At 60.5% G+C, this 22,125-nt stretch carries 23 protein-coding genes, 1 tRNA gene and 1 pseudogene; 12 read left to right on the top strand and 13 right to left on the bottom strand.

Annotated elements, in window-relative coordinates:
* Positions 1 to 12: 12 nt before the first annotated feature.
* Positions 13 to 705 (bottom strand): uracil-DNA glycosylase, encoded by a 693-nt coding sequence (gene ung / locus ACLEJQ_RS24670; RefSeq protein ID WP_440799357.1) that lies wholly within the window; start codon positions 703 to 705, stop codon positions 13 to 15.
* Between the two features lie 131 nt (positions 706 to 836).
* On the opposite strand from ung, the gene ACLEJQ_RS24665 reads away from it, so the two are divergent.
* Entirely contained in the window at positions 837 to 1,955 is a 1,119-nt protein-coding gene (locus ACLEJQ_RS24665) for an enoyl-CoA hydratase/isomerase family protein (RefSeq protein ID WP_440799354.1), read from the top strand.
* A gap of 175 nt (positions 1,956 to 2,130) precedes the next feature.
* On the opposite strand, the gene ACLEJQ_RS24660 is transcribed toward ACLEJQ_RS24665, so the two are convergent.
* Positions 2,131 to 2,514, bottom strand: a complete 384-nt coding sequence (locus tag ACLEJQ_RS24660; protein WP_440799351.1) for a hypothetical protein — start codon at positions 2,512 to 2,514, stop codon at positions 2,131 to 2,133.
* 420 nt (positions 2,515 to 2,934) lie between these two features.
* On the opposite strand from ACLEJQ_RS24660, the gene ACLEJQ_RS24655 reads away from it, so the two are divergent.
* From ACLEJQ_RS24655 to ACLEJQ_RS24630, 6 genes and pseudogenes are all read left to right on the top strand, one after another.
* Positions 2,935 to 3,153, top strand: coding sequence for a cysteine-rich CWC family protein (locus ACLEJQ_RS24655; protein WP_440799363.1), 219 nt, complete (start codon positions 2,935 to 2,937; stop codon positions 3,151 to 3,153).
* Between the two features lie 35 nt (positions 3,154 to 3,188).
* Positions 3,189 to 3,881 (top strand): pseudouridine synthase, encoded by a 693-nt coding sequence (locus ACLEJQ_RS24650; RefSeq protein WP_440799348.1) that lies wholly within the window; start codon positions 3,189 to 3,191, stop codon positions 3,879 to 3,881.
* A 309-nt stretch (positions 3,882 to 4,190) separates the two neighbouring features.
* A complete protein-coding gene (locus ACLEJQ_RS24645) occupies positions 4,191 to 5,075 on the top strand; it encodes an alpha/beta fold hydrolase (RefSeq protein ID WP_440799345.1) in 885 nt (294 codons plus the stop codon).
* A 155-nt stretch (positions 5,076 to 5,230) separates the two neighbouring features.
* Positions 5,231 to 5,304, top strand: a tRNA-Gly gene (locus ACLEJQ_RS24640).
* A gap of 502 nt (positions 5,305 to 5,806) precedes the next feature.
* Positions 5,807 to 5,968: pseudogene (locus ACLEJQ_RS24635) on the top strand (type II toxin-antitoxin system HicA family toxin); the annotation flags it as partial.
* Positions 5,969 to 6,008: 40 nt separating this feature from the next.
* Entirely contained in the window at positions 6,009 to 6,419 is a 411-nt protein-coding gene (locus ACLEJQ_RS24630) for a type II toxin-antitoxin system HicB family antitoxin (RefSeq protein WP_440799360.1), read from the top strand.
* Positions 6,420 to 6,533: 114 nt separating this feature from the next.
* Here ACLEJQ_RS24630 and ACLEJQ_RS24625 read toward each other — a convergent pair whose 3' ends face one another.
* Positions 6,534 to 6,680: a hypothetical protein gene (locus ACLEJQ_RS24625; protein ID WP_440799342.1), complete on the bottom strand. Its 147-nt coding sequence runs from the start codon at positions 6,678 to 6,680 to the stop codon at positions 6,534 to 6,536.
* Between the two features lie 176 nt (positions 6,681 to 6,856).
* On the opposite strand from ACLEJQ_RS24625, the gene ACLEJQ_RS24620 reads away from it, so the two are divergent.
* Positions 6,857 to 7,261: a low affinity iron permease family protein gene (locus tag ACLEJQ_RS24620; RefSeq protein ID WP_440799339.1), complete on the top strand. Its 405-nt coding sequence runs from the start codon at positions 6,857 to 6,859 to the stop codon at positions 7,259 to 7,261.
* A 51-nt stretch (positions 7,262 to 7,312) separates the two neighbouring features.
* Here ACLEJQ_RS24620 and ACLEJQ_RS24615 read toward each other — a convergent pair whose 3' ends face one another.
* The 3 genes from ACLEJQ_RS24615 to fos all read right to left on the bottom strand — a co-directional run bounded on the left by ACLEJQ_RS24615 (position 7,313) and on the right by fos (position 9,491).
* A complete protein-coding gene (locus ACLEJQ_RS24615; protein ID WP_440799336.1) occupies positions 7,313 to 8,221 on the bottom strand; it encodes an SDR family oxidoreductase in 909 nt (302 codons plus the stop codon).
* Between the two features lie 75 nt (positions 8,222 to 8,296).
* Positions 8,297 to 8,800: a DUF4142 domain-containing protein gene (locus ACLEJQ_RS24610; RefSeq protein WP_440799333.1), complete on the bottom strand. Its 504-nt coding sequence runs from the start codon at positions 8,798 to 8,800 to the stop codon at positions 8,297 to 8,299.
* Positions 8,801 to 9,074: 274 nt separating this feature from the next.
* Positions 9,075 to 9,491 carry a fosfomycin resistance glutathione transferase gene (gene fos, locus ACLEJQ_RS24605; RefSeq protein WP_440799330.1) on the bottom strand — a complete coding sequence of 139 codons (417 nt, stop codon included), beginning with the start codon at positions 9,489 to 9,491 and terminating at the stop codon, positions 9,075 to 9,077.
* A 254-nt stretch (positions 9,492 to 9,745) separates the two neighbouring features.
* Here fos and ACLEJQ_RS24600 point away from each other — a divergent pair, with 254 nt between their 5' ends.
* Positions 9,746 to 10,981, top strand: a complete 1,236-nt coding sequence (locus tag ACLEJQ_RS24600; protein WP_440799328.1) for an aminotransferase class I/II-fold pyridoxal phosphate-dependent enzyme — start codon at positions 9,746 to 9,748, stop codon at positions 10,979 to 10,981.
* 13 nt (positions 10,982 to 10,994) lie between these two features.
* Positions 10,995 to 12,158, top strand: coding sequence for an MFS transporter (locus tag ACLEJQ_RS24595; protein ID WP_440799326.1), 1,164 nt, complete (start codon positions 10,995 to 10,997; stop codon positions 12,156 to 12,158).
* Here the strand turns inward: ACLEJQ_RS24595 and yiaY are convergent.
* Positions 12,155 to 13,303 carry an L-threonine dehydrogenase gene (yiaY, locus tag ACLEJQ_RS24590; protein ID WP_440799324.1) on the bottom strand — a complete coding sequence of 383 codons (1,149 nt, stop codon included), beginning with the start codon at positions 13,301 to 13,303 and terminating at the stop codon, positions 12,155 to 12,157. The genes ACLEJQ_RS24595 and yiaY overlap by 4 nt on opposite strands.
* A 158-nt stretch (positions 13,304 to 13,461) precedes the next feature.
* On the opposite strand from yiaY, the gene ACLEJQ_RS24585 reads away from it, so the two are divergent.
* A complete protein-coding gene (locus ACLEJQ_RS24585) occupies positions 13,462 to 14,481 on the top strand; it encodes a DUF4917 family protein (protein ID WP_440799323.1) in 1,020 nt (339 codons plus the stop codon).
* 238 nt (positions 14,482 to 14,719) lie between these two features.
* Here the strand turns inward: ACLEJQ_RS24585 and ACLEJQ_RS24580 are convergent, their stop codons facing one another.
* From ACLEJQ_RS24580 to ACLEJQ_RS24555, 6 genes are all read right to left on the bottom strand, one after another.
* On the bottom strand, positions 14,720 to 15,064 hold the full coding sequence (locus tag ACLEJQ_RS24580; RefSeq protein WP_440799321.1) for a YegP family protein: 345 nt from the start codon (positions 15,062 to 15,064) through the stop codon (positions 14,720 to 14,722).
* 81 nt (positions 15,065 to 15,145) lie between these two features.
* Positions 15,146 to 15,727 carry a DJ-1/PfpI family protein gene (locus ACLEJQ_RS24575; RefSeq protein ID WP_440799319.1) on the bottom strand — a complete coding sequence of 194 codons (582 nt, stop codon included), beginning with the start codon at positions 15,725 to 15,727 and terminating at the stop codon, positions 15,146 to 15,148.
* A 226-nt stretch (positions 15,728 to 15,953) separates the two neighbouring features.
* A complete protein-coding gene (locus ACLEJQ_RS24570; RefSeq protein ID WP_440799317.1) occupies positions 15,954 to 17,171 on the bottom strand; it encodes a class I SAM-dependent methyltransferase in 1,218 nt (405 codons plus the stop codon).
* 272 nt (positions 17,172 to 17,443) lie between these two features.
* Positions 17,444 to 18,061 (bottom strand): TPM domain-containing protein, encoded by a 618-nt coding sequence (locus ACLEJQ_RS24565; RefSeq protein WP_440799315.1) that lies wholly within the window; start codon positions 18,059 to 18,061, stop codon positions 17,444 to 17,446.
* Positions 18,062 to 18,089: 28 nt separating this feature from the next.
* A complete protein-coding gene (locus ACLEJQ_RS24560) occupies positions 18,090 to 18,857 on the bottom strand; it encodes a TPM domain-containing protein (protein ID WP_440799313.1) in 768 nt (255 codons plus the stop codon).
* 43 nt (positions 18,858 to 18,900) lie between these two features.
* The gene (locus ACLEJQ_RS24555) at positions 18,901 to 19,509 is read right to left on the bottom strand and encodes a LemA family protein (protein ID WP_440799311.1); all 609 of its coding nucleotides are present in this window, start codon (positions 19,507 to 19,509) and stop codon (positions 18,901 to 18,903) included.
* A 261-nt stretch (positions 19,510 to 19,770) separates the two neighbouring features.
* On the opposite strand from ACLEJQ_RS24555, the gene bglX reads away from it, so the two are divergent.
* Positions 19,771 to 22,062 carry a beta-glucosidase BglX gene (gene bglX, locus ACLEJQ_RS24550; protein WP_440799309.1) on the top strand — a complete coding sequence of 764 codons (2,292 nt, stop codon included), beginning with the start codon at positions 19,771 to 19,773 and terminating at the stop codon, positions 22,060 to 22,062.
* Positions 22,063 to 22,125: the final 63 nt, after the last annotated feature.

Here is a 22,125-nt window from a genome sequence, read left to right as displayed (position 1 = left end):
CAAGCCCAACACTTAAACCGGCGGCACCCGCCAATTGATCGGCGCCTCGCCCTGCTGTTCAAGAAACTTGTTGGCCCGGCTGAAATGCCCGCATCCCAGGAACCCCCGATAAGCCGACAAGGGCGACGGGTGCACGGACGTCAGCACCAGGTGCTTGGTAGTATCGATCAGTTTCTGCTTGCTCTGGGCATGGGCGCCCCACAGTAGGAACACCAGGTGCGGCTGATGGGCGCTGACCACTTCGATCACCCGGTCGGTAAAATGTTGCCAGCCCTTGCCCGCGTGGGAGTTGGCGTTGGCGCGCTCGACGGTCATGGTAGTGTTGAGCAGCAACACGCCCTGGTCGGCCCAGCTTTGCAGGTAGCCGTGGTTGGGAATGTCGATGTTCAGGTCGCGCTTCAATTCCTTATAGATATTGACCAGCGACGGCGGCGTCGGCACGCCCGGTTGCACCGAGAAGCACAGGCCATGGGCCTGCCCCGGGCCGTGATAGGGGTCCTGGCCCAGGATGACCACCTTAACCTTGTCCAGCGGCGTGGAATTGAGTGCGTTGAAAATCAACGACGCCGGTGGATAAATCTCCTTGCCGGCGGCGTATTCACTGCGCAGGAATTCGCGCAACTCTGCCATGTAGGGCTGGTCGAACTCGGCACGCAGTGCCTGCTTCCAGCTCGGTTCGAGTTTGATACGGTCGTCAGCGGTCATGGTTGCATCCGGTAAAAACAATGGGCGCACCCTAGGAAAGCCTACATGGCTTGTCAATTGATCTGACGCAGAACCGGCACTTTCCTACGCAGCGGTCATACTGACCATTCAAATTCCTAATCGAGGTCACGATGAATCTGCACTTCGAAGAACTCACTGGCAGCCTGGGAGCACGCATCGGCGTCGCGACCCTGGATGCTGAAAAATCCTTGAACGCACTGTCCCTACCAATGATCAACGCCCTGCGTGATCGCCTCGATGCCTGGGCCAGGGATCCGCAAATCGTTTGTGTGTTACTGCGCGGCAATGGCGCCAAGGCCTTCTGCGCCGGCGGCGAAGTGCGCAGCCTGGTAGAGGCCTGCCGGGCCAATCCCGGAGAAGTCCCGCCGTTGGCTGCGCAATTTTTCGCCGCGGAATACCGCCTGGACTTCAACCTGCACACCTACCCCAAACCCTTGTTGTGCTGGGGTCATGGCTATGTGTTGGGCGGTGGTATGGGCCTGCTGCAAGGCGCAAGCACGCGCATCGTCACGCCGAGCAGTCGCCTGGCGATGCCGGAAATCAGTATCGGCCTGTACCCGGACGTCGGCGCCAGTTGGTTCCTGTCACGCCTGCCCGGCAAGCTCGGCCTGTTCCTCGGCCTGAGCGGCGCTCACATGAACGCCCGGGACGCCATCGACCTGGGCCTGGCCGACCGCTTCCTCTTGGACGAACAACAGGACGACCTGATCGCAGGCCTGCTGCAACTCAACTGGCAGGAACAGACAGCGATGCAGCTCAACAGCCTGCTCAAGGCCTTGCAACAGGAGGCCATCGCCCGGCTGCCGGAAGCCCAGTGGCTGCCACGGCGGCAAATGATCGACGAGTGGCTGGATGTCAGCGATGTGCGCTGCGCCTGGAAGGCCCTCAGCCTACAGGCCAATCATGCGGACCCGCTGATCGCCCGGGCAGCCAAAACCATGAGCGAAGGCTCGCCGCTGACCGCTCACCTGGTCTGGGAACAGATCGCCCGCGCCCGACATCTGTCATTGGCCGGTGTGCTGCGCATGGAATACACCCTGAGCCTCAACTGCTGCCGCCACCCCGAATTCAGCGAGGGCGTGCGTGCGCGACTGATCGACAAGGACCATAAGCCCCATTGGCATTGGCCGGACATCAATCATGTGCCCGAAGCGGTGGTCGAGGCGCATTTCCACAAGGCGTGGGAGGGGCGGCATCCGTTGGCGGATCTGGCGAATGAATCATCCTGATATTCAAACCTGCTCGCAAAGGCGTCAGTCCAGTCACCCTCGCCACATTGGGTTGGTATGGAGCTGAAATCAGAGTCGACCCCTGCCCCTGTGGGAGCAAGGCTCGCTCCCACATTTGTTTTATTCCAGGCATAAAAAAGCGGCGCTCAATGCGCCGCTTATTTTTATCCGCCGATCAACGGTGGCCGCCTCGTCCCCTTCCGTCATGATCGCCTCGCCCCCGATGATCATGCCCGCCCCGGTCGTCATGCCATCCACCCCGGTCTCGGCCTCCCCAACCGCCGCGATTCGGATAGTACCGGTACGCCGCCCGCGGCGGCGAATAATAGCGCGGGGCTGGCTGGTAGTAGCGCGGCGCCGAGTAATAACGCGGCGCTGGTTGGTAGTACCGCGGGGCGTAGTAGCCACGCGGAGCCGAATAATAACTCCCGCCGCCGTAATAAACGGGCGCTGGAGAGGTGTAGACCTCGGAGCGGTAGTAAGAGTCTCCGTCGTAGTAAGGCTCGCAAGCCGTAAGAGTCAAACCGATAAACGCAAGGAGCAGCAGTCGTCGATACATGGCGGCCTCCTGGACCGCGGATGGGCCACATCAGCGACGCTGATGGGCGGCAGTCAACGTTGGGTGACTGACGAATATTCAGACAGCAAAATCGGAATCTGGTGCGGTTTGGCAACAACTCGAAACATGTAGTTCGTCGCCCTGTTCCGGTGCGCGATGGCACCACAAACAGGCGCGGATGCGCCCTCGGTCATCCATCCTCAGGCCGCGCACGGTCATTTGGGGTCCCGGTGGCGAAGGGACTTATCCCCGCTGGGCTGCATAGCGGCCCCACACTTGTTACCGCGCTATCAGACAGGCGTCACCACCTTGCAGGACAAAGACACCTTGCACAGCCTGCTGTCGCGGACCGATCATGCACTGCAACGCGCCCGGCAAACCGGGGACAACGAACCTGCGTGGAAATGCCTCACTTCAGTTATGAATAAACCCGACCTCTGCCCGGCGTGCGGCAATGCCAACGATTGCACGCTGGCCGATCCGAAAACCGTCGACCGAGCCTGCTGGTGCTATGGCGTGAGCATCGATCCGGTCGTGCTCCAAGCGTTGCCGGTCGAATTACGCGACAGCGCCTGCCTGTGTGCGCGTTGCGCGCAAGTCGAAGCCCAGTTGCGCGCCAAACCTCAGCCGAACGCGTAAGATGCCCGCCCACTGCTCCCTTGCCTGCACAGCCCATGCGCGTCGACCGCTTCCTCAGTAATCTGCCACGCTTCAATCGCCAACAGGTGCGTCTGCTACTGGTTGAACGCCGGGTGCGAATCGACGGCCAGACCGTCAGCGATCCGCACGCACAAGTGCGCGAGTTCAGCCAGGTTGAAGTCGACAACGAGGTGCTGCAGGCCGGTCGAGCGGCGCGCTACTTCATGCTGCACAAGCCGCCCGGTTGCGTCAGCGCCACCCGCGATCCACAACACCCGACCGTGCTCGACCTGCTGGATGAGCCGGACAAGGACGACCTGCACATCGCCGGGCGCCTGGACTTCAATACCACCGGCCTGATGCTGATCACCAACGACGGCAGTTGGTCGCGACGCCTGACCCAACCGCAGACCAAGCTGCCCAAGGTCTACTACGTCGAAACCGAGCGGATCATCACCGCCGAGTACGCCGAGACGTTCGCCCGAGGCCTGTACTTCGCCTTCGAGGACCTCACCACGCAACCGGCGGAGCTGACGCTGCTGGGGCCGAAGTCCGCACGCCTGAGCATCATTGAAGGGCGTTACCACCAGATCAAGCGCATGTTCGGCCACTTCGATAACAAGGTCCTGCGCTTGCATCGCGAGCGCATGGGCCCATTGACGCTGGACGCGGATCTTGCGCCGGGCCAATACCGCGCCTTGAGCGCCGATGAGATTCACTTGATCTGATCCGGTTACCGCTGGGCAGAACTGCCGAACAATTTTCCAAACGGCACTTGCGCAACGGCCGACCCGCTGCTTGAATCAGATCGTCGGCCAAAATGTGACCGACGAGTCACCACATACTTCCAAGAAACTTTTTGCCGGCCAGGACCTTCAGGTTCCGCCGTACCCGTCCGGCAAACTGCCCGCCTATAACAACACCCGTCGGCCACTTCACGGATCGACATGGGCCTTATCTTCCAGGCGTATGCCTACCTGTCACATTGCCCGTGCAATCTCATTGCGCGCATACCCGCTTGCCAGGAGTCTTATGACATGAGGCCAGAAATCGCTGTGCTGGATATACAGGGTCAGTATCGGGTTTACACGGAGTTCTATCGCGCAGACGCCGCACAAAAGACCATCATCCTGGTCAACGGCTCGATGGCCACCACTGCGTCGTTTGCACAGACCGTCAAAAACCTCCACCCGCAATTCAACGTCGTGTTGTACGACCAGCCCTACGCGGGCAAATCCAAGCCACACAACCGCCACGAGAAAATGCTGACCAAGGACGTCGAAGGCCAGATTCTGCTGGAACTGATCGACCATTTCGCCGCCGAGCACGTACTGTCGTTCTCCTGGGGCGGCGCCGCTACATTGAGCGCCCTGGCCCAGCGCCCCCGGCGCATCGAGAAAGCGGTGATCAGCTCGTTTTCGCCCGTGCTGAACGCACCGATGCTCGACTATCTCGAACGCGGGGTCGACTACCTGAGCAACCTGGACCGCGACCGCGTCGGACACCTGGTCAACAGCACCATCGGCAAACACCTACCGCCATTGTTCAAGCGTTTCAACTATCGCCACGTCAGCAGCCTGGCCGAGCATGAATACGGACAGATGCACTTTCACATCAGCGACGTACTGCGCAGCGATCAGCAGTGCTACATCAAGGTGGCGAAAAAAATAAACGTGCCGGTGCTGTTCATCAACGGCGAATGGGACGAATACACCTCAGCCGCCGACGCCAGGCTCTTCGCCAACCACGTCCAGCATTGCTGTTTCACCACCGTGCAAGCCACCGGGCACTTCCTGGACATGGAACACAAAGCCGCCTGCCGCGACAGCCGCAAAGCCCTGATGGGCTTCCTCCTCCCGGCCCACTACGAAAGCCAGCCGCGCTACAACTACGTGCAGGGCTACCATGCACTGGCAATCTAAACCCGAGTCCTCGCGAGCAAGCCCCGCTTTAGCAACGAGGGCTTGCTCGCGAACGACCGCTCTGATTCAGGGCTTGCGTAGACGGATGGCCGCATCGCAAGCAAAGAAAAACTTCAAATCCTCGCCCACATCTGGTACAAAGTCAGCCGCTCTGAGCGGGTGTCGTATAATGGCATTACTCCAGCTTCCCAAGCTGATAACGAGGGTTCGATTCCCTTCACCCGCTCCAATTGAATTCTGTTCCCGCGTCGGGTGGTTTTGACGAGGGATGTAAAAAACCGGCCCATGGTGGCCGGTTTTTTTATGGCTGATATTTGGGGAAGTGTGAGGTGATCTCCGAGCGTAGATAGGTAGCTCCCCCATTTCCGTCCAAAATAAATACGTCCCCTGCTCCACACCCTCGACGTCATCGAGTAAGCACCCTTTGCAAGCCGAAGACGCCTTGAACCGGCTACCGCCACGGCATCGCCGGAAAAAGGTATCTCAGCGACAGAGCATCAAACATGCTTAGCGACAAAAGCGACGACGACAAATACGGTCAGAGCGAACGCTGCATCGATGCTGAACGGCAACCACGTAACGCGGAATGTGGTTGGAGTCGGGCGCCTCATCTCTACAAACAACTCACCCACCCGCCAGCGTCGCCCTGGTGGTTATAGTGTTGATCATTCATTTTCAGTAGGTATAGTAACCACAAGCACACCACACGGAGGTGTAGTGAATAGTCGTTTTTGATAAGCCAGATTATTGCGGACGGTTGGTACCTGGTGCGGGTTCGAGGCAGCCATCATCACTTCAAACACCCCACCAAACCGGGACTGGTGACCGTCCCCCACCCAAAGAAGGACCTGCTCAAGAAAACCGCCATCAGTATTTTGCAACAGGCTCTACTCCTACCCGCCCGTTGCCCTGCTCCCCCGGAGGACGATGAACATGCTGTACCCGATTGCAATCTCCATGGGTGATGAAAACCACGCATGGGGTGTTGAAGTACCTGACATTCCCGGTTGTTTTTCCGCTGGCGACGACCTGGACGACGCCATGGCAATGGCGCGTGAAGCCATTGAGGGGCACTTTGAGATTTTGGCTGAGGATGGCTCGCCGATTCCGTCAGCCAGTACCGTCACCTTGCATGCGGCCAATCCACAATATGCCGGTTGCGCCTGGGCGCTGGTGGACATTGATGTGACCAAGTACCTGGGTAAGGCGCAGAAGCTCAATATCACGTTGCCAGGCTATTTGCTGAACCGCATTGATGAGTATGTGCTGCACCATCCTGAGGAAAAAAGCCGGTCGGGTTTCCTGGCTTCGGCGGCATTGAAAGTGCTGCAGCAAGGGCGCTGAGAGAAAAGCGCGTGCTCGCGATGGTGTTGGATAAGCAGCATTGGATTGACTGAAATACCGCTATCGCGAGCAGGCTCGCTCCCACAGGTCCTGCGACAGTCATAAAATGGCGATCTATTTTTTCTCCGCCCCGGACTCTTTCATCTGCACCGAAGACTTGGCGCCGTCGGTATTGTCCTTGGTCTCGTTACCCGAGTTGTCGAAGCAGCCTTGCAGGGCGAACAGGCAACAAGCGAGGCAGAAAGTGCGTGTGAGGTTCATGGTGTACTCCAACTGAGGTCTTTAAGGAGTGACCTGCGGGTGCGGCAAATGGTTGCGACGGAGTTCGGGTCGGACGATGAAACGTGCGATCGATGGCGAAGTAGAAATGTAAGCAGAATTTTCACCGCTTCGTTGCTGTCACACCAGACAGGTGCATCCCATAAGGAAACACAGCAATGACCTTCGCAAAAGTCGCTCAGAAATTGGCTCTTTGGGCGGGCAGCCCCCGGACGTTTTTGGGGGCCCTGGTGTTACTGGTGCTTTGGGCTATTAGTGGTCCCTACTTCCAGTTCAACGACACCTGGCAACTGATCATTAATACCTCGACGACGATCATTACCTTCCTGATGGTATTCCTGATCCAGAATACGCAAAACCGCGACACCGATATCCTGCATCTGAAGATCGATGAATTATTGCGCGCCACCAAGGAAGCGCAGAACGCGATGCTCGGGCTCGAGTCGCTGGACCTCAAGCAGCTCGAAGCCCTGCGCAAGCATTACCAGGCCATGGGACAAGACGAAGCCCAGACACTTGAAGGCCTTGAGAAGAAAAGCAAGATTGACCTGAACCAGTGTTGAGCCTGACGCGGAGGTTGTTTGCGCACCCTCCGCGCCGACTGCTGCCGGTCATCAGGGCAACGGATTCCCTCCCGTCACGCCGAACACCTCACCGGTGATATAGCTCGATTCCTGCGACGCCAGCAGCACATAGAGCGGTGCGCATTCGGCCGGTTGGCCGGGGCGCTTCATCGGCACCTGGGAGCCAAAGGTCGGAATTTTCTCCTGCGGTTGACCGCCACTGGGTTGCAGCACGGTCCAGATCGGTCCCGGCGCCACCGCATTGACCCGGATGCCCTTGCCGATGACCTGCCCGGCCAGTGCTTTGGTGAATGCGACGATGGCAGCCTTGGTGGTGGCGTAATCGAGCAGCGTCGCGGACGGATCGTAGGATTGGATCGACGCCGTGTTGATGATCGTCGCCCCCGCCGGCATGAGCGGCACCGCTGTCTTGCAAAGCCAGAACATCGCGTAAATGTTGGTTTTCATGGTGTCGTCGAACTGGGCGGTGGTGATGTCGGCAATGTCTTTCTGTGCCTCTTGCTTGCCGGCCACGTTCACCAGGATATCCAGGCCGCCGAGTTGCTCATGGGCACTTTTCACCAGCCGGACGCAGAAGGCTTCGTCCTTGAGATCGCCCGGGATAGCGATGGCCTTGCGGCCCTCGGCTTCGATCAGCTCGATCACTTGGCGCGCATCACGCTCTTCACTGGGCAAGTAATTGATCGCCACATCAGCCCCTTCCCGGGCATAGGCGATGGCGGCGGCGCGACCGATGCCCGAGTCCCCGCCGGTAATCAGCGCCTTGCGCCCTTGCAGACGACCGAAGCCCTGATAGGTTTTTTCGCCGTGATCCGGCTTGGGCACCATGTCCTGGTCAATGCCGGGTGGCGACTGCGGTTGGTCGGGAAACGGTGGGCGAGGATATTGAGTCAACGGGTTCTGCATCGCGTATTGGTTGGGTTCTCGGCGTGTAGACATCGAGGTTCTCCTTCTCGGCGGGCAAGATGAGCCGGGGGATGAACACCCCGGCCTGAATGTACGCGGTGCCGCAAATCAGCGACTGGCCTGGAGCGCTCTGGCCATCTCGAGATGGGTTTGCAACTTAGGCAAGGTTTCGTCGGCGAAAGCCTTGATTTCCGGCACTTCGGTGGTCTGTGCCTCCTGCTGGATCTGCGCGATCGCTTCCTCAGTGGCCTTGACCTGGCTGGCGGCATAAGCGGCCTCGAACGACTCGCCTTCCTGCACCTGCGGGATCAGGCTCTTGGCCTTGTCCGCCACTTCCTCTCGGGGCGCGACCGGCAAGTCGAGCTTCTTGGCGATCTTCGCCAGATGTTGATTGGCGGTGGTGCGGTCGTTGATCACCATAATGGTGTAATCCTTGACCTCCCTGGATTCGGCTTTGCCGTGCGCCATGCGACTGGCTTCGATGTCGGCCATGCCCTTGGCCGACGCATCGTCGATGAATTCGGCAGGTGATTGGGCCCAGGCACTACTGGCGCCCAGCCCCATCAATACGACAAGACTGGTGGTGTGGAAAAAGGTGGCTATCCGGCTCATGGTCGCGCCCTCCTCTGATAAATGGTGGTGGTTTCCCACCGTTGAATCTGAACCACCTGAGTGTCCAGCGACGGGTCGTGAGGGTGGTTCTCCCACAATGTGCGACCCGCTCCAGATACCTTGGTTCGATCACGGGCCATGTTCGCGGCGAGTGGGACCCGCCTGATGTTCGAAAGAGCCTGGGCATCAAAGGTTTGAAAAAATGACCGACGCCACGACGAACGGTGGCGCGCTATCAGATGCCGACATGCTGCGCCTGCCTGATGAACCCCTTTTACGATTCTGTAAAAAACTCCATTCCAGCATAAGGCGCCTGCCGGCAGGCCTTGAGCCGTGACGCCAGGTCGCCGACGTGCACCTCAAGCTTGTGCCCGTCCGGGTCGAGAAAATAGAACGAGTCCCCTTCGCTGCGGTTGTCTCGCCATGACCGCACCTGCGCCGTGCCCAACTGCTCTACCAGCATTGGGAAGTGTCCAGCGCTGATGCTGAACGCGTAATGGGTGTAATCCGCCATCGGCTCGGTCTTGCGCGACGGGTCGAGCGACAGGCACAACCACAGCCCAGGCAGCGACAGATAAGCCCCATCGTCCCACCTGGCCTCAAGGCGAAGCTGCAACAGCTCGTGATAGAAGACCAGGCTTCGGTCCAGGTCAGTGACGGCAAGGGTCAGGTGGTTGAGGCCTGAGAGCATTGGAACAACCTCCGAAAATGACGAAGAAGCGCCCTTTTAGCTTGGGCGCGCTGCCTGGTGTTCAGGGCTCCGGCACCCTACAGGGATTCGCCGCCCAGCCCTTTAGGCAAAGTCCTACGCAGAATTCTCCAGTAACACTCAAACATGCCGGAAACGGACGATTCAAAGTCCTGCACGAGGATCTGTAAAGTCTGGACACGCACTTATCGCTTCACCCACGGACAGCCCCCCCCACCAAGGAATGTAATCGCGCCATGAACCAGACTGCACAGCCGGCCCATCACTTCACCAACTATCGCAAAGTCATTTCCCTCGCCGACCAGGACTGGCAGAGCGCAGAAGCCGGGAAAATCTCTGGCCTCAATGTCGAGGTCAAGGCCGCCAATGTCCTGCTCGACCAATATGGCCGGACCTTCCACCACTTCTGCACCACGTCCTACCTGGGCCTGGATTACCATCCAGCGTTGCTGGACGGCGCCATGACCGCCGTGTGGGACACCGGGACTCTGCGTGTCGCCAATTCGAAGAACCGCTGCAAGCTGGCGATCCTGGATCAGTATGAGACCCAACTGTCGGAGCTGTTTGGCGCCAGTTGCCTCAGCGCCCTGTCCTGCAGCGCTGCGAGCGCCGGAGTGCTGCCGCTGCTGGCCAGTGGCGCCTTCACCGACAATCGAGCGCCCGTAATGGTGTTCGACAAACATGCCCATTACTCGATGAACCACATCAAGGCCAGCTGCGCCGACGAAACCCGGGTCATCACTTGCCCTCACAACGACATGGACTTCATCGAAGACCTGTGCAAACAGCAGCGCGACGTGGCCTACGTGGCCGACGGCGCCTACAGCATGGGCGGCGTGGCGGATCTGGATAGCCTGCTGTATCTCAAGCAGCGTTACGGCCTGTTCCTTTATCTGGATGACTCCCACGCGCTGTCCGCGGTCGGCGAGCGCGGCGCCGGTCTGGTTCGCCCACGCTTGCACGCCATGGACGAACGCACTCTGATCGTGGCGTCCCTGGCCAAGTCTTTTGGCGCCAGTGGCGGGCTGATCATGTTCGGCTGCGAAAGGCACAAAGCCCTGGTGCAACGCTACGGCGGACCGAGCAACTGGTCCCAGAGCCTGAACGCCGCGGCCATAGGCGCCGGAATGGCCTCGATCCGCTTGCACAAAGGTCGAGAATTAAGCGCCCTGCAGGAGCGTTTGCAGGCTAATATCCGCCTCTTGGACAGCCTCATACGAACCGGCCAGCGGGGCAGTGCCATGGCGATCCGTCTGGTGCCCTGCGGTGAAGCAGCCCTGGCAAACAGCGTGGCCGTCGAACTGGCCGAGCTGGGGTACTTTACCTCCGCGGTGTTCTTCCCCGTAGTGCCGCAAGGCGAGGCAGCGATCCGCGTCACCTTGCGCGCCGACATGGAGCCGCAGGTGATTCGCGATTTCTGCCGGAAAGTCACCGACCTGCTGCTGCGCCACGGGCGGGACATACGCCCCTGATACGAGCCACTTGATGAAAAACCGTACCACCCTGATCGTCACCTGTTCCACGGTTTTCCTGGCCCAGTTGGGCATGAGCATTTATCTGCCAGCCCTGCCGGATATCGCCCGGGACCTTGGCGCCGATGCATCGCGGATGTCATGGGGCTTGTCCGTGTACCTGATCGGCATGGCGCTGCCCATGTTGCTGTGGGGCACGCTGAGCCAGCGCCTGGGACGCAAGCCGGTGCTGCTGGCGGCGCTGGGGCTGTACGGCCTGGGCAACCTGGCCTTGCCGCTGGGCACGACGGTGGAGGCGTTTCTGGCGTTCAGGTTGATCCAGGGCATCGGTGCGAGCGGTATTTCAGTGATGGCGCGGGTGTTGATCCGTGACAGTTTCAGCGGCGACCTGCTGGCCAAGGCGCTGTCCTGGATATCGATTGCCTTCGTCATCGCCCTGGGCATCGGTCAATACCTGGGGGCGTTGATCCAGTCAGCATTCGGTTGGAAGGCCATTTTTCATGGGTTGGGCGCAGTGAGCCTAGTCATGGCAGCAGTCGTGTCCCGGGCCGCTTTCGCACGATTGATGAACACCGGTGACGAGCAATCGGCCTGGCATATCTACGGACAACTGCTCAGGGCTCGGAGCTTTTTGCTGCCAGCCTTGGCCGGTGGGCTCGGCTACGGGGTAATCGTCGCGTTCAATACCGCCGCGCCGTTGATTCTGCAGGAAAGCTTTCACTGGACGTCCATCGAGTACGGTCTGTTGGGCTGGCCGATCAGTGCGGCATATCTACTCGGTGCCCTGGCGGTGAACGCCTTTGTGCTGCGCACCGGCCAGCGGCGGATGATGGCCTGGGGTACCGCGCTGGTGCTGGGCGGTAGCGCGACCATGCTGGCGGGCAGTGCCGCTTTGGGCAGCATCGCCCTGCTCTTCTGGCTGCCGTATTGCTTTGCGGTCTTCGGCCAGTCGTTGAACTACCCCATCAGCCTGTCCCTGGCGAACGAAGGTTCACCGGTGGCGGGCGCCTATGCCATGGCGTTGAGCGGGTTCGTGCATCAATTGATGGCAGCGGGTGTCGGCGCCCTGGCCAGCCTGTTGTTGAACCAACAGGCCTGGCCGCTGGCGGCGTTGTGCACGTTGCTGGCGATGGCAGCATCGCTGTGTGCCAGGCTCATGCCCGCGCGGATCAGTTAGAACGCGTTGCGGAAGATTTCCTCGATCTGCCGCTGATCCGCTGCCCTTGGGTTGGTCAGGCCGCAGGCGTCCTTCAGAGCGTTGGCGGCCAGTACCGGTACGTCGTTGAGGCGTACGCCCAATGCCCGCAGACCGGGCGGGATGTCCACATCCTGAGCCAGGCTGCGAATCGCCGCGATGGCGGCCTGGGCGCCTTCCTCGGCGCTGGAACCAAGTGTATCGACTGCCATGGCCCGGCCCACATCCGCCAATCGAGCCGCGCACACCGAAGCGTTGAAACTCTGCACATGAGGTAGTAGCACCGCGTTGCACACGCCATGGGGCAGATCATAAAAACCACCCAACTGATGGGCCATCGCATGCACGAAACCCAGCGAAGCATTGTTGAACGCCATCCCGGCAAGAAACTGTGCGTAAGCCATGTTTTCCCGCGCCGCCAGGTCACCGCCGTCGCGCACCGCCAGCCGCAGGTTGTTGCTGATCAGGGTGATGGCTTTCAGGGCGCAAGCGTCGGTGATCGGGTTGGCGGCAGTGGAGACGTAGGCCTCGATTGCATGGGTCAGCGCGTCCATCCCGGTCGCAGCTGTCAGGCTCTTGGGCATCGCCGCCATCAGGGCCGGATCGTTGACCGACATCAGCGGCGTCACGTTGCGATCGACGATCGCCATTTTCACGTGCCGGACTTCGTCGGTGATGATGCAAAAACGGGTCATTTCGCTGGCGGTGCCGGCCGTGGTGTTGATGGCGATCAGCGGCAGTTGCGGCTTGCTGGAGCGGTCAACGCCTTCGTAGTCCCGAATTTGCCCGCCGTTGGTGGCACACAGGGCGATGCCTTTGGCGCAATCGTGGGGCGAACCGCCGCCCAGCGACACGATGAAGTCGCACCGGCTCTCCTTGAGCAACCCGAGCCCGAGCTCGACATTGGCAATACTCGGGTTAGGCTTGGCACCGTCGAAAATCACCGAGTCGACATCCTGCGCTGCCAGCAACCCTGCAATCCGCCCGGCAACACCGGCCCTGGCCAGCCCCGCGTCGGTGACGATCAACGCCTTGCGAAAACCGTAGTTGCGAATAGCGGTCATGGCCTCGTCGAGGCAACCCAGACCCATGATATTCACGGCGGGGATGAAGAAAGTGCTGCTCATGGTCACACGCTCCTGGAAGAGGCCGGATCGGCGGGGGCCTACAGGATTGACCGAGTAGTCACGACGTATCTTGATCTGGCTCAAGACTGGGTCGTGATAAAGTCGCGCCCTGCCCCTCTGCCACGTTTGAAAAGCCACGTTTTGAGAAGATCCTCGCCATGACCGATTTCCAGGAATACGACGCCCACCTCGAAGACTGGCAAGCTCTGCGCGCCGGCACTGCTTTCAGCGGCCTGCTGATAGGCAACGGTGCCAGTCGCGCAGTGTGGGACGATTTCGGCTATGACTCGCTGTTCGAGAACGCCCGCACCGTCGAGGAAAAACCCCTGGGCCCATCGGAACTGAGCGTGTTCGACGCGATGCAGACCCGCAGCTTCGAACAGGTGCTCGGTGCGCTGAAGACCACCAGCCGGGTCAACAAGGCCCTGGCCGTCAGCTCCGCCGCACCGCGCAATCGCTATTACGCTATCAAGGAAGCGCTGATCAACACTGTGCATGCGATGCACATCCCATGGCGACTGGTTCAACCGCAGACCCTGGCGACGCTCCATCAGGAATTGAGCCGCTATTGCACGGTGTTCACCACCAATTACGATCTGCTCAGTTACTGGGCGATCCAACACGCGCCCGGAACGGTCACGGACCTGTTCCATGGCAACGACCACAGTTTCGACCTGAGCCAGGCGGCGACCGATAAACCACGCCTGCTGTACCTGCACGGGGGCCTGCACCTGGTACGCAACCAGGACGGCACGGCGCGCAAGCTCACGTCTACCGAAGGCACGCTGCTGGGCAATTTCGCGATCAACAACACCTTGAAGACCCTCGACGATGTGCCGCTGTTCGTCAATGAGGGACCCAGCGAGGACAAGCTCAAGACCATCCGCAGCTCCGATTACCTGTCGTTCTGCTACGACCAGTTGCTGCACCACGGCGACAACCTGTGCCTGTTCGGCCACGCCCTCGGCGAGCAGGACCGGCACATCGTCCATGCCCTGCGCCAGGCAGCCCCCAAGACCGTGGCGATCTCCATCTATCCTCGCAGCGCGGCGTTCATCCAGCATCAGAAGCGGCATTACGCCAAGGTGTTCCAAGGGCTTGCGGTGGAACTGCGGTTCTTCGATGCCAAGAGCCATCCGCTGGGTGATATGAAGCTGTCAGTGCCGGTGGAGGTTTAACTGCGGTTTTCAGGCCGACACGACCTCCTCACCCTTCAAGCCAACATGGCTCCTGCAGAGAGGATCAGCCTTCAAGCCGACACCGTCCTATGTGGCGAGGGAGCTTGCTCCCGCTCGGCTGCGAAGCAGTCGCGATTTCGCAAACTCGTCGTCGGGTATGAAATCGAAGGGGACCGCTTCGCGGTCCGGCGGGAGCAAGCTCCCTCGCCACAAAAGCGACATGCCTGGACCTGGCGGCTCAAAGCGCAACCAAGGTCTTGTCCTTGATGATCGTCGTAGCCCCATTGGCCTTGACGCTGGCGATGCCCTTTTCCCGGGCCGCCTCGGATGGGTAGGTTTCGCTGCTGCCGATCAATTCGTGGTGGGCGGCCTTGAGATTGAAGTACGGATGGCCGTCCCGCGTGGCCTTGAGTTCGTAACATTCGGCCAGTTGGCTGTTCTTCTGCACAGCGGCAATGCCGCCCTCCACACCGCTGTGGGTGGTGTACAGCTCGCTGGTCAAGATGGTTTCGGCGTTGGCGGCCTTGAGCACAAACCGGAACTGACCGGTGCTGCTTTTGCTGATCTCATACCACCCAGACATGATTTCCCTCCTGACGATCAAGGCATGCCCGGACAGTAAAGACCGGCGGCGCCAGCCCTGCCAGTCCCGTTCGCCGCCTGGCTACAAAGTGATGGCCGTGCCCAGCAGGGTCAGGAACCCCGCCAGCCAGTTCGGGTGGGCCGGCCAGGCCGGCGCGGTCGCCAGGTTGCCCTGGATGTGACCTTCGGTCACGGGAATGTCGATGTAGGTGCCCCCAGCCAATCGCACTTCCGGGGCGCACGCCGGATAGGCACTGCACTCTCGGCCTTCGAGGATTCCCGCCGCCGCCAGCAGTTGGGCACCGTGGCACACCGAGGCAATCGGCTTACCGGCCAGATCGAAATCGCGCACCAGTTGCAGGACCTTTTCGTTCAGCCGCAGGTATTCCGGTGCACGTCCGCCCGGTATCAGCAGCGCGTCATAGTCCACGGCCTCGACACTCGCGAAGTCATGATTGAGCGCGAACAGGTGCCCGGGCTTTTCACTGTAGGTCTGGTCGCCTTCAAAATCGTGGATCGCCGTGCGCACCGTCTGCCCGGCGCGTTTGTCCGGGCACACGGCGTGCACGGCGTGGCCGATCATCTGCAAGGCCTGGAACGGCACCATGACTTCATAATCTTCGACGTAATCACCGACCAGCATCAGGATTTTCTTCGCGGCCATGGGTTGGGCTCCTTTGGCAATGCGTGAGTGGGAACGCATTAAAGGTAGTCCGGGAAGTCGTGACAGGCGCGATAAGCCGTCATGACCTGACGGGTTGCACGCGGGTGAACGCGAAGATGCCTTGTGGGAGCGAGCCTGCTCGCGATGGCGGTGGGTCAGCCATTGATTCGCTGACTGACACTGCGCCATCGCGAGCAGGCTCGCTCCCACAGGGGTTCGGTGGTGGTCAGGCGAGATAACCGTCCGCCCGCAACAGCGTTTCCAGACAATGTTCGGTGATGTGGTAGAACGCCTTCAGCTCGTCGATCCGGGCCAGCAACTCGGTAGGGTCGCTCGGTTCGGCGCGTTTGACCGCCAGGATCATCTTGTTCTTGTTGGTGTGTTCCAGGGAGATGAATTCGAACACCTTGGTCTCGTAGCCGCAGGCTTCCAGGAACAGCGCCCGCAGGCTGTCGGTGACCATTTCCGCCTGCTGGCCCAGGTGCAGGCCGTATTGCAGCATTGGTTTGAGCAAACTCGGGCTCTGGATTTGCAGGCGGATCTGCTTGTGGCAGCACGGCGAGCACATGATGATCGAAGCGCCCGAGCGGATGCCCATGTGGATTGCGTAGTCGGTGGCGATGTCGCAGGCGTGCAGGGCGATCATCACGTCCACCGCGCTCGGCGCCACGCTGCGCACGTCACCGTGCTGGAAACTCAGGCCCGGGTGCTCCAGTCGCGCGGCAGCTTCGTTGCACAGCTTGACCATGTCTTCACGCAGTTCCACGCCGGTCACCAGGCCTTCGGCCTGCAAGGTGTTGCGCAGGTAATCGTGGATCGCGAACGTCAGGTAACCCTTGCCCGAACCGAAATCCGAGACCCGCACCGGTCTGTCCAGGGCCAGCGGTGAAGACGTCAGCGCGTGGCTGAACACTTCGATGAACTTGTTGATCTGCTTCCACTTGCGCGACATCGCCGGGATCAGCTCGTGCTTGTGGTTGGTCACGCCCAGGTCGGCCAGGAACGGCCGGCTCAGATCGAGGAAGCGATTCTTCTCGCGGTTGTGCTCGGCCGACGGCACCTCCCGCAATTGCTGAGGCTTGCTCTTGAACAGTGAGCTCTTGCCCTTTTTGCTGTACTCCAGTTGCGCCTCGTCGGTGACCGCCAGCAAGTGGGCGTTCTTGAACGACGCCGGCAAGAGCGCGGCGATGGTTTCCACGCCTTCGCCCAGGGGGAAGTTCCGAGTGATGTCGCGGGTCTTGTAGCGATAGACAAAGGACAGGCACGGTTGGCCTTTGACCGTCAGCTGCTTGATGATCAGCCGTTGCAGGTCCGCTTCTTCACCCACGTACTTGGCCAGCACCAGTTTGATGAAAGCGTTCTGCGCCAGGCTGGTTTGCAGCAGCTCGATGAACTGGGCGTGATGATCCGGCGCGGGACGGGCGGGAGTTGCGGTGGCGGACATGAAAAAGCGGCCTCGGGGCGGGCGAATCGGAAAATGGTGGGTATTTTAGGGGGGATGGGGTGTGAGGGCACGGGAAAATTCCCGAACGGTGAAATCCGGACAATGCCAATCCACCACCTGGCTTTCGTGGCGAGGGAGCTTGCTCCCGCTGGACCGCACAGCGGTCCTCTGCGTTTTAGCTGGCAAGACCATTACGGCTGCTTCGCAGCCGAGCGGGAGCAAGCTCCCTCGCCACAACAGCGCTTGTGCGTCCGCGACTGGGATTCGACACCTTAGCCCAGCACCACCAGCCGATTCGGCAACTCATTGCGTTCATGCGTCACCGGTACATGCTCCTTGAGCAATTCACCGCAGGCTTCGATGCAGCTCACAAAGCCCTGAAGCGTCTGGCCCTGGCGGACTTGTTGGGTGAACGCCGCGACGATGGCGTCCCAGTTTCTGTTGTCGAGTCGTTTGGAAATACCCTCGTCGACCAGGATTTCCACGTACCGCTCGGCCTCGCAGACAAAGATCAGCATCCCCGTGCTGCCCACCGTGTGGTGCAGGTTCTGTTCGAGAAATTGCCGGCGCGCCAGGTTCGAAGCCCGCCAATGCCGAACCGAACGGGGAATCAGGTGGGTGGTGACCTTGGGAATGCGGAACACCAGGCACAACACGATGAAGCTGATCCATTGCACCAACAGCAGGCTGTGCATGGCCAGCCACCCAGTGAGGTAATGCACCACGCCGGGGACCACCAACGCGAAGAGGCTGGCCCACAGCAATGGGATGTAGGCATAGTCGTCGGCACGGGCGGCGAGCACCGTGACCAGTTCGGCATCGGTATCGCGCTCGACCCGGGCAATGGCCTCGGCGACCTTGCGTTGTTCGTGTTCAGTCAGTAATGCCATGGTTAGAAATGCCTGCTCATTATTATTGTCACCAGCCGCCCGACGAACCGCCGCCTCCAAAACTGCCTCCGCCGCCGCGAAAATCATCGTCGCTGCTGCTGGAACTGTCATCGCTGCTGGACTCGCCGCCAGAGCTGCTCCGGCTGGAGCCACCGGTGCTGACGCTGACCGAAGGCAGGATTCCGAGCATCTGCCCCACCATGACGGTGGTGATAAACAGCATGATCAGGAACACGAACAGCCACGGGTGGCGGTGGGCGAAATCCCCTTGATCCTCGTCATCGGTGCTGTAGGCCGGGGCCGGCTCATCCAACGGGCTGCCGCCCAGCACCACCAGCATCGCCGCCACGCCATCGCTGATGCCTTTGCTGAAATCGCCGGCCTTGAACGCAGGCGTAATCACCTGATTGATAATCACCGAACTCTGGGCATCGGTCAGGCGATCTTCCAGGCCATAGCCCACTTCGATGCGCAGTTTACGGTCATCGCGCGCAACGATCAGCAATGCGCCGTTGTTTTTATCCTTCTGCCCGATCCCCCAATGGCGCCCCAACAGATACCCGAAGTCTTCGATCCTGGCACCTTGCAGGTCAGGCAGGGTGACGACCACCACTTGTTCGCCGGTGGCCTGTTCATGGGCCTTGAGTTGCCCCTCCAACTGCGCCCGCACCGAGGGTTCGAGCAACTGGGCGCTGTCCACTACCCGCCCGGTCAGCGCCGGGAACTTCAATTCGGCCTGGGCCGTGACTGCGAACACCCAGAGCAACAGCACCAGGCCAAACTTCAACACACGCATTGGAACCTCTTCCCTGGTAATGCCTTGGCTTGCATAGCGTCGATCAGAATTTCACCTGCGGTGCTTTTTCCGCGTCGGGGCTGGTGGCCTCGAAGGTCTGGCGCAGCGGCAGGTCGCTGTACATCACGCTGTGCCACAGGCGCCCCGGGAACGTTCGAATTTCAGTGTTGTATTTCTGGACCGCCAGGATGAAGTCGCGGCGAGCCACGGCGATGCGGTTCTCGGTGCCTTCGAGCTGCGATTGCAGGGCGAGGAAATTCTGGTTGGCCTTGAGCTCCGGATAACGTTCGGATACCACCATCAACCGGCTCAACGCGCCGCTCAACTGATCCTGGGCCTGTTGGAACTGCTTGAGTTTCTCGGGGTTGTCCAGGGTATTGACGTCCACCTGGATCGAGGTGGCCTTGGCCCGTGCTTCAACCACCGCCGTGAGCGTGTCCTGCTCGTGCTGGGCGTACCCCTTGACGGTTTCCACCAGGTTGGGGATCAGGTCGGCGCGGCGCTGGTACTGGTTCTGCACCTGGCCCCAGGCGGCCTTGGCCTGCTCGTCCAGGGTCGGAATATTGTTGATGCCGCAACCGGCCAACAGCGTGGTGAACAGCATCAGCGCCAGCAGCTGCACGCCAGTGCGCTGTTTGAGTCGTAGATTCATCGGGTGAAGCTCTCCCTTGCCTTACATTGAAAACACAGCCACCTATCTCACCGGCACCTGGGGCATAATCGGCCGCCGCGCTGGATTGAATCGGATCGATGGGCTAAAAAATGCGCAGTGCGAAACCACAGTGCGAACTATCTTCAGCCCCATGGGTTCGAAAGTGTGCTGTATTTGACCGAACAACAATAGCCGCTCCTTATATTTTGGCTGACCGGCGTGTCCTGATCACCGCCCTTTAGGCTTGCGAGAAAACTATTCATGAAGAAGCTGTGTTTGCTGGGCCTGTTTGTCAGTCTTGCCAGTCAATCCGTATTTGCCGACAACGTTCCAGCCCCCATGGAGAACAAGGAAGCGTTCATCAGTAACCTGATGAAGCAGATGACCCTCGAAGAAAAGATCGGCCAGCTGCGGCTGATCAGCATCGGCCCGGAAATGCCCCGGGAGCTGATTCGCAAGGAAATCGCCGCCGGCAACATCGGCGCCACGTTCAACTCCATCACTCGCGCCGAAAACCGTCCGATGCAGGACGCGGCCATGCGCAGCCGGTTGAAGATCCCGATGTTCTTCGCCTATGACGTAATCCACGGCCACCGCACCATTTTCCCGATTCCCCTGGCCCTGGCCTCAAGCTGGGACATGGACGCCATTTACCATTCCGGCCGGATTGCCGCTCAGGAAGCCGCCGCTGACAGCCTCGACATCACTTTTGCGCCGATGGTCGACATTTCTCGCGACCCACGCTGGGGCCGCACCTCCGAAGGTTTTGGCGAAGACACTTACCTGGTGTCGCGCATTGCCGCAGTAATGGTCAAGGCGTTCCAGGGCACCGGCACCAACGCCGCCGACAGCATCATGGCCAGCGTCAAGCACTTCGCCCTGTACGGCGCGGTGGAAGGCGGCCGGGACTACAACATCGTGGACATGAGCCCGATGAAAATGTACCAGGACTACCTGCCGCCCTACCGCGCCGCCATCGACGCCGGCGCGGGCGGGGTGATGGTCGCGCTGAACTCCATCAACGGCGTGCCGGCCACCGCCAACACCTGGCTGATGAACGACCTGCTGCGCAAGCAATGGGGCTTCAAGGGCCTGGCGGTCAGTGACCACGGTGCGATTTTCGAGCTGATCAATCACGGCGTCGCCCGGGACGGTCGCGAAGCGGCGAAGCTGGCGATCAAGGCCGGCATCCACATGAGCATGAACGACTCGCTGTACGGCAAGGAACTGCCCGGCTTGCTCAAGTCCGGTGAAATCGAGCAGAGCGATATCGACAACGCCGTGCACGAAGTACTCGCGGCCAAGTACGACATGGGTCTGTTCAAGGACCCGTACCTGCGCATCGGCAAGGCCGAGGACGACCCGGCCGACACCTACGCCGAAAACCGCCTGCACCGCGCCGACGCCCGTGACGTAGCGCGCCGCAGCATGGTGCTGCTGGAAAACCGCAATCAGACCCTGCCGCTGAAAAAGGATGCCAGGATTGCCCTGGTCGGCCCGCTCGCCAAGGCACCGATCGACATGATGGGCAGTTGGGCCGCCGCCGGGCGCCCGGCACAGTCGGTCACGCTGTTCGACGGCATGAGCCGGGCCTTGGGCGGTGACGCGAAATTCATCTACGCCCGTGGCGCCAACATCACTGGCGATAAGAAGGTGCTCGACTACCTGAACTTCCTCAACTTCGACGCTCCGGAAGTGGTGGACGACCCGCGCCCGGCCCAGGTACTGATCGACGAAGCGGTGAAAGCCGCCAAGGAGGCCGATGTAGTGGTGGCCGCCGTGGGTGAGTCCCGTGGCATGTCCCATGAATCGTCGAGCCGCACCGACCTGAACATCCCCGCCAGCCAGCGCGAGCTGCTCAAGGCCCTCAAGGCCACCGGCAAGCCGCTGGTGCTGGTGCTGATGAACGGCCGTCCACTGTCGTTGCTCGAAGAACAACAGCAGGCCGATGCGATCCTGGAAACCTGGTTCAGCGGCACAGAAGGCGGCAACGCCATCGCTGACGTACTGTTCGGCGACTACAACCCGTCGGGCAAGCTACCGATTACCTTCCCACGCTCGGTGGGCCAGATTCCTACCTACTACAACCACCTGAGCATCGGACGGCCCTTCACGCCAGGCAAACCGGGCAACTACACCTCGCAGTACTTCGATGACATCACGGGCCCGCTCTATCCGTTCGGCTACGGCTTGAGCTACACCGAATTCAGCCTGTCGGACATGGCCCTGTCGGCCACCACACTGAACAAGACCGGCCAGCTCGATGCCAGCGTGACCGTGGAGAACACCGGCAAGCGAGACGGCGAGACCGTGGTGCAGCTGTACATCCAGGACGTGGCCGGTTCGGTGATCCGCCCGGTCAAGGAGCTTAAAAACTTCCGCAAGGTCATGCTCAAGGCCGGTGAGAAGAAGGTCGTTCACTTCACCATCAGCGAAGACGACCTGAAGTTCTTCAACGCCCAGCTCAAGTACGCAGCCGAGCCGGGCAAGTTCAACGTGCAGATCGGCTTGAACTCTCGGGATGTGAAACAGCAGAGTTTTGAGTTGCTCTGATTCCCAGGCAACACAAAACCCATGTGGGAGCGAGCTTGCTCGCGATAGCGGCTTAACATTCAA

It is taken from the genome of Pseudomonas sp. SMV71 (assembly GCF_052042015.1).
Classification (GTDB): Bacteria; Pseudomonadota; Gammaproteobacteria; order Pseudomonadales; family Pseudomonadaceae; genus Aquipseudomonas.
This window is presented reverse-complemented; position numbering and strand designations above follow the sequence as displayed.

Excerpts from the sequence above, each read along its gene's own strand:
- fos (WP_440799330.1), bottom strand. The coding sequence starts at position 9,491 with ATGCTCTCAGGCCTCAACCACCTGACCCTTGCCGTCACTGACCTGGAC.
- ACLEJQ_RS24645 (WP_440799345.1), top strand. The coding sequence starts at position 4,191 with ATGAGGCCAGAAATCGCTGTGCTGGATATACAGGGTCAGTATCGGGTT.
- ACLEJQ_RS24565 (WP_440799315.1), bottom strand. The coding sequence starts at position 18,061 with ATGGCATTACTGACTGAACACGAACAACGCAAGGTCGCCGAGGCCATT.
- ACLEJQ_RS24585 (WP_440799323.1), top strand. The coding sequence starts at position 13,462 with ATGACCGATTTCCAGGAATACGACGCCCACCTCGAAGACTGGCAAGCT.
- ACLEJQ_RS24555 (WP_440799311.1), bottom strand. The coding sequence starts at position 19,509 with ATGAATCTACGACTCAAACAGCGCACTGGCGTGCAGCTGCTGGCGCTG.
- ACLEJQ_RS24560 (WP_440799313.1), bottom strand. The coding sequence starts at position 18,857 with ATGCGTGTGTTGAAGTTTGGCCTGGTGCTGTTGCTCTGGGTGTTCGCA.
- bglX (WP_440799309.1), top strand. The coding sequence starts at position 19,771 with ATGAAGAAGCTGTGTTTGCTGGGCCTGTTTGTCAGTCTTGCCAGTCAA.
- ACLEJQ_RS24625 (WP_440799342.1), bottom strand. The coding sequence starts at position 6,680 with ATGAACCTCACACGCACTTTCTGCCTCGCTTGTTGCCTGTTCGCCCTG.
- ACLEJQ_RS24615 (WP_440799336.1), bottom strand. The coding sequence starts at position 8,221 with ATGTCTACACGCCGAGAACCCAACCAATACGCGATGCAGAACCCGTTG.
- ACLEJQ_RS24610 (WP_440799333.1), bottom strand. The coding sequence starts at position 8,800 with ATGAGCCGGATAGCCACCTTTTTCCACACCACCAGTCTTGTCGTATTG.
- ACLEJQ_RS24665 (WP_440799354.1), top strand. The coding sequence starts at position 837 with ATGAATCTGCACTTCGAAGAACTCACTGGCAGCCTGGGAGCACGCATC.
- ACLEJQ_RS24575 (WP_440799319.1), bottom strand. The coding sequence starts at position 15,727 with ATGGCCGCGAAGAAAATCCTGATGCTGGTCGGTGATTACGTCGAAGAT.
- ACLEJQ_RS24650 (WP_440799348.1), top strand. The coding sequence starts at position 3,189 with ATGCGCGTCGACCGCTTCCTCAGTAATCTGCCACGCTTCAATCGCCAA.
- ACLEJQ_RS24620 (WP_440799339.1), top strand. The coding sequence starts at position 6,857 with ATGACCTTCGCAAAAGTCGCTCAGAAATTGGCTCTTTGGGCGGGCAGC.
- ACLEJQ_RS24600 (WP_440799328.1), top strand. The coding sequence starts at position 9,746 with ATGAACCAGACTGCACAGCCGGCCCATCACTTCACCAACTATCGCAAA.
- ACLEJQ_RS24595 (WP_440799326.1), top strand. The coding sequence starts at position 10,995 with ATGAAAAACCGTACCACCCTGATCGTCACCTGTTCCACGGTTTTCCTG.
- ACLEJQ_RS24580 (WP_440799321.1), bottom strand. The coding sequence starts at position 15,064 with ATGTCTGGGTGGTATGAGATCAGCAAAAGCAGCACCGGTCAGTTCCGG.
- ACLEJQ_RS24660 (WP_440799351.1), bottom strand. The coding sequence starts at position 2,514 with ATGTATCGACGACTGCTGCTCCTTGCGTTTATCGGTTTGACTCTTACG.
- ung (WP_440799357.1), bottom strand. The coding sequence starts at position 705 with ATGACCGCTGACGACCGTATCAAACTCGAACCGAGCTGGAAGCAGGCA.
- ACLEJQ_RS24570 (WP_440799317.1), bottom strand. The coding sequence starts at position 17,171 with ATGTCCGCCACCGCAACTCCCGCCCGTCCCGCGCCGGATCATCACGCC.
- yiaY (WP_440799324.1), bottom strand. The coding sequence starts at position 13,303 with ATGAGCAGCACTTTCTTCATCCCCGCCGTGAATATCATGGGTCTGGGT.
- ACLEJQ_RS24655 (WP_440799363.1), top strand. The coding sequence starts at position 2,935 with ATGAATAAACCCGACCTCTGCCCGGCGTGCGGCAATGCCAACGATTGC.
- ACLEJQ_RS24630 (WP_440799360.1), top strand. The coding sequence starts at position 6,009 with ATGCTGTACCCGATTGCAATCTCCATGGGTGATGAAAACCACGCATGG.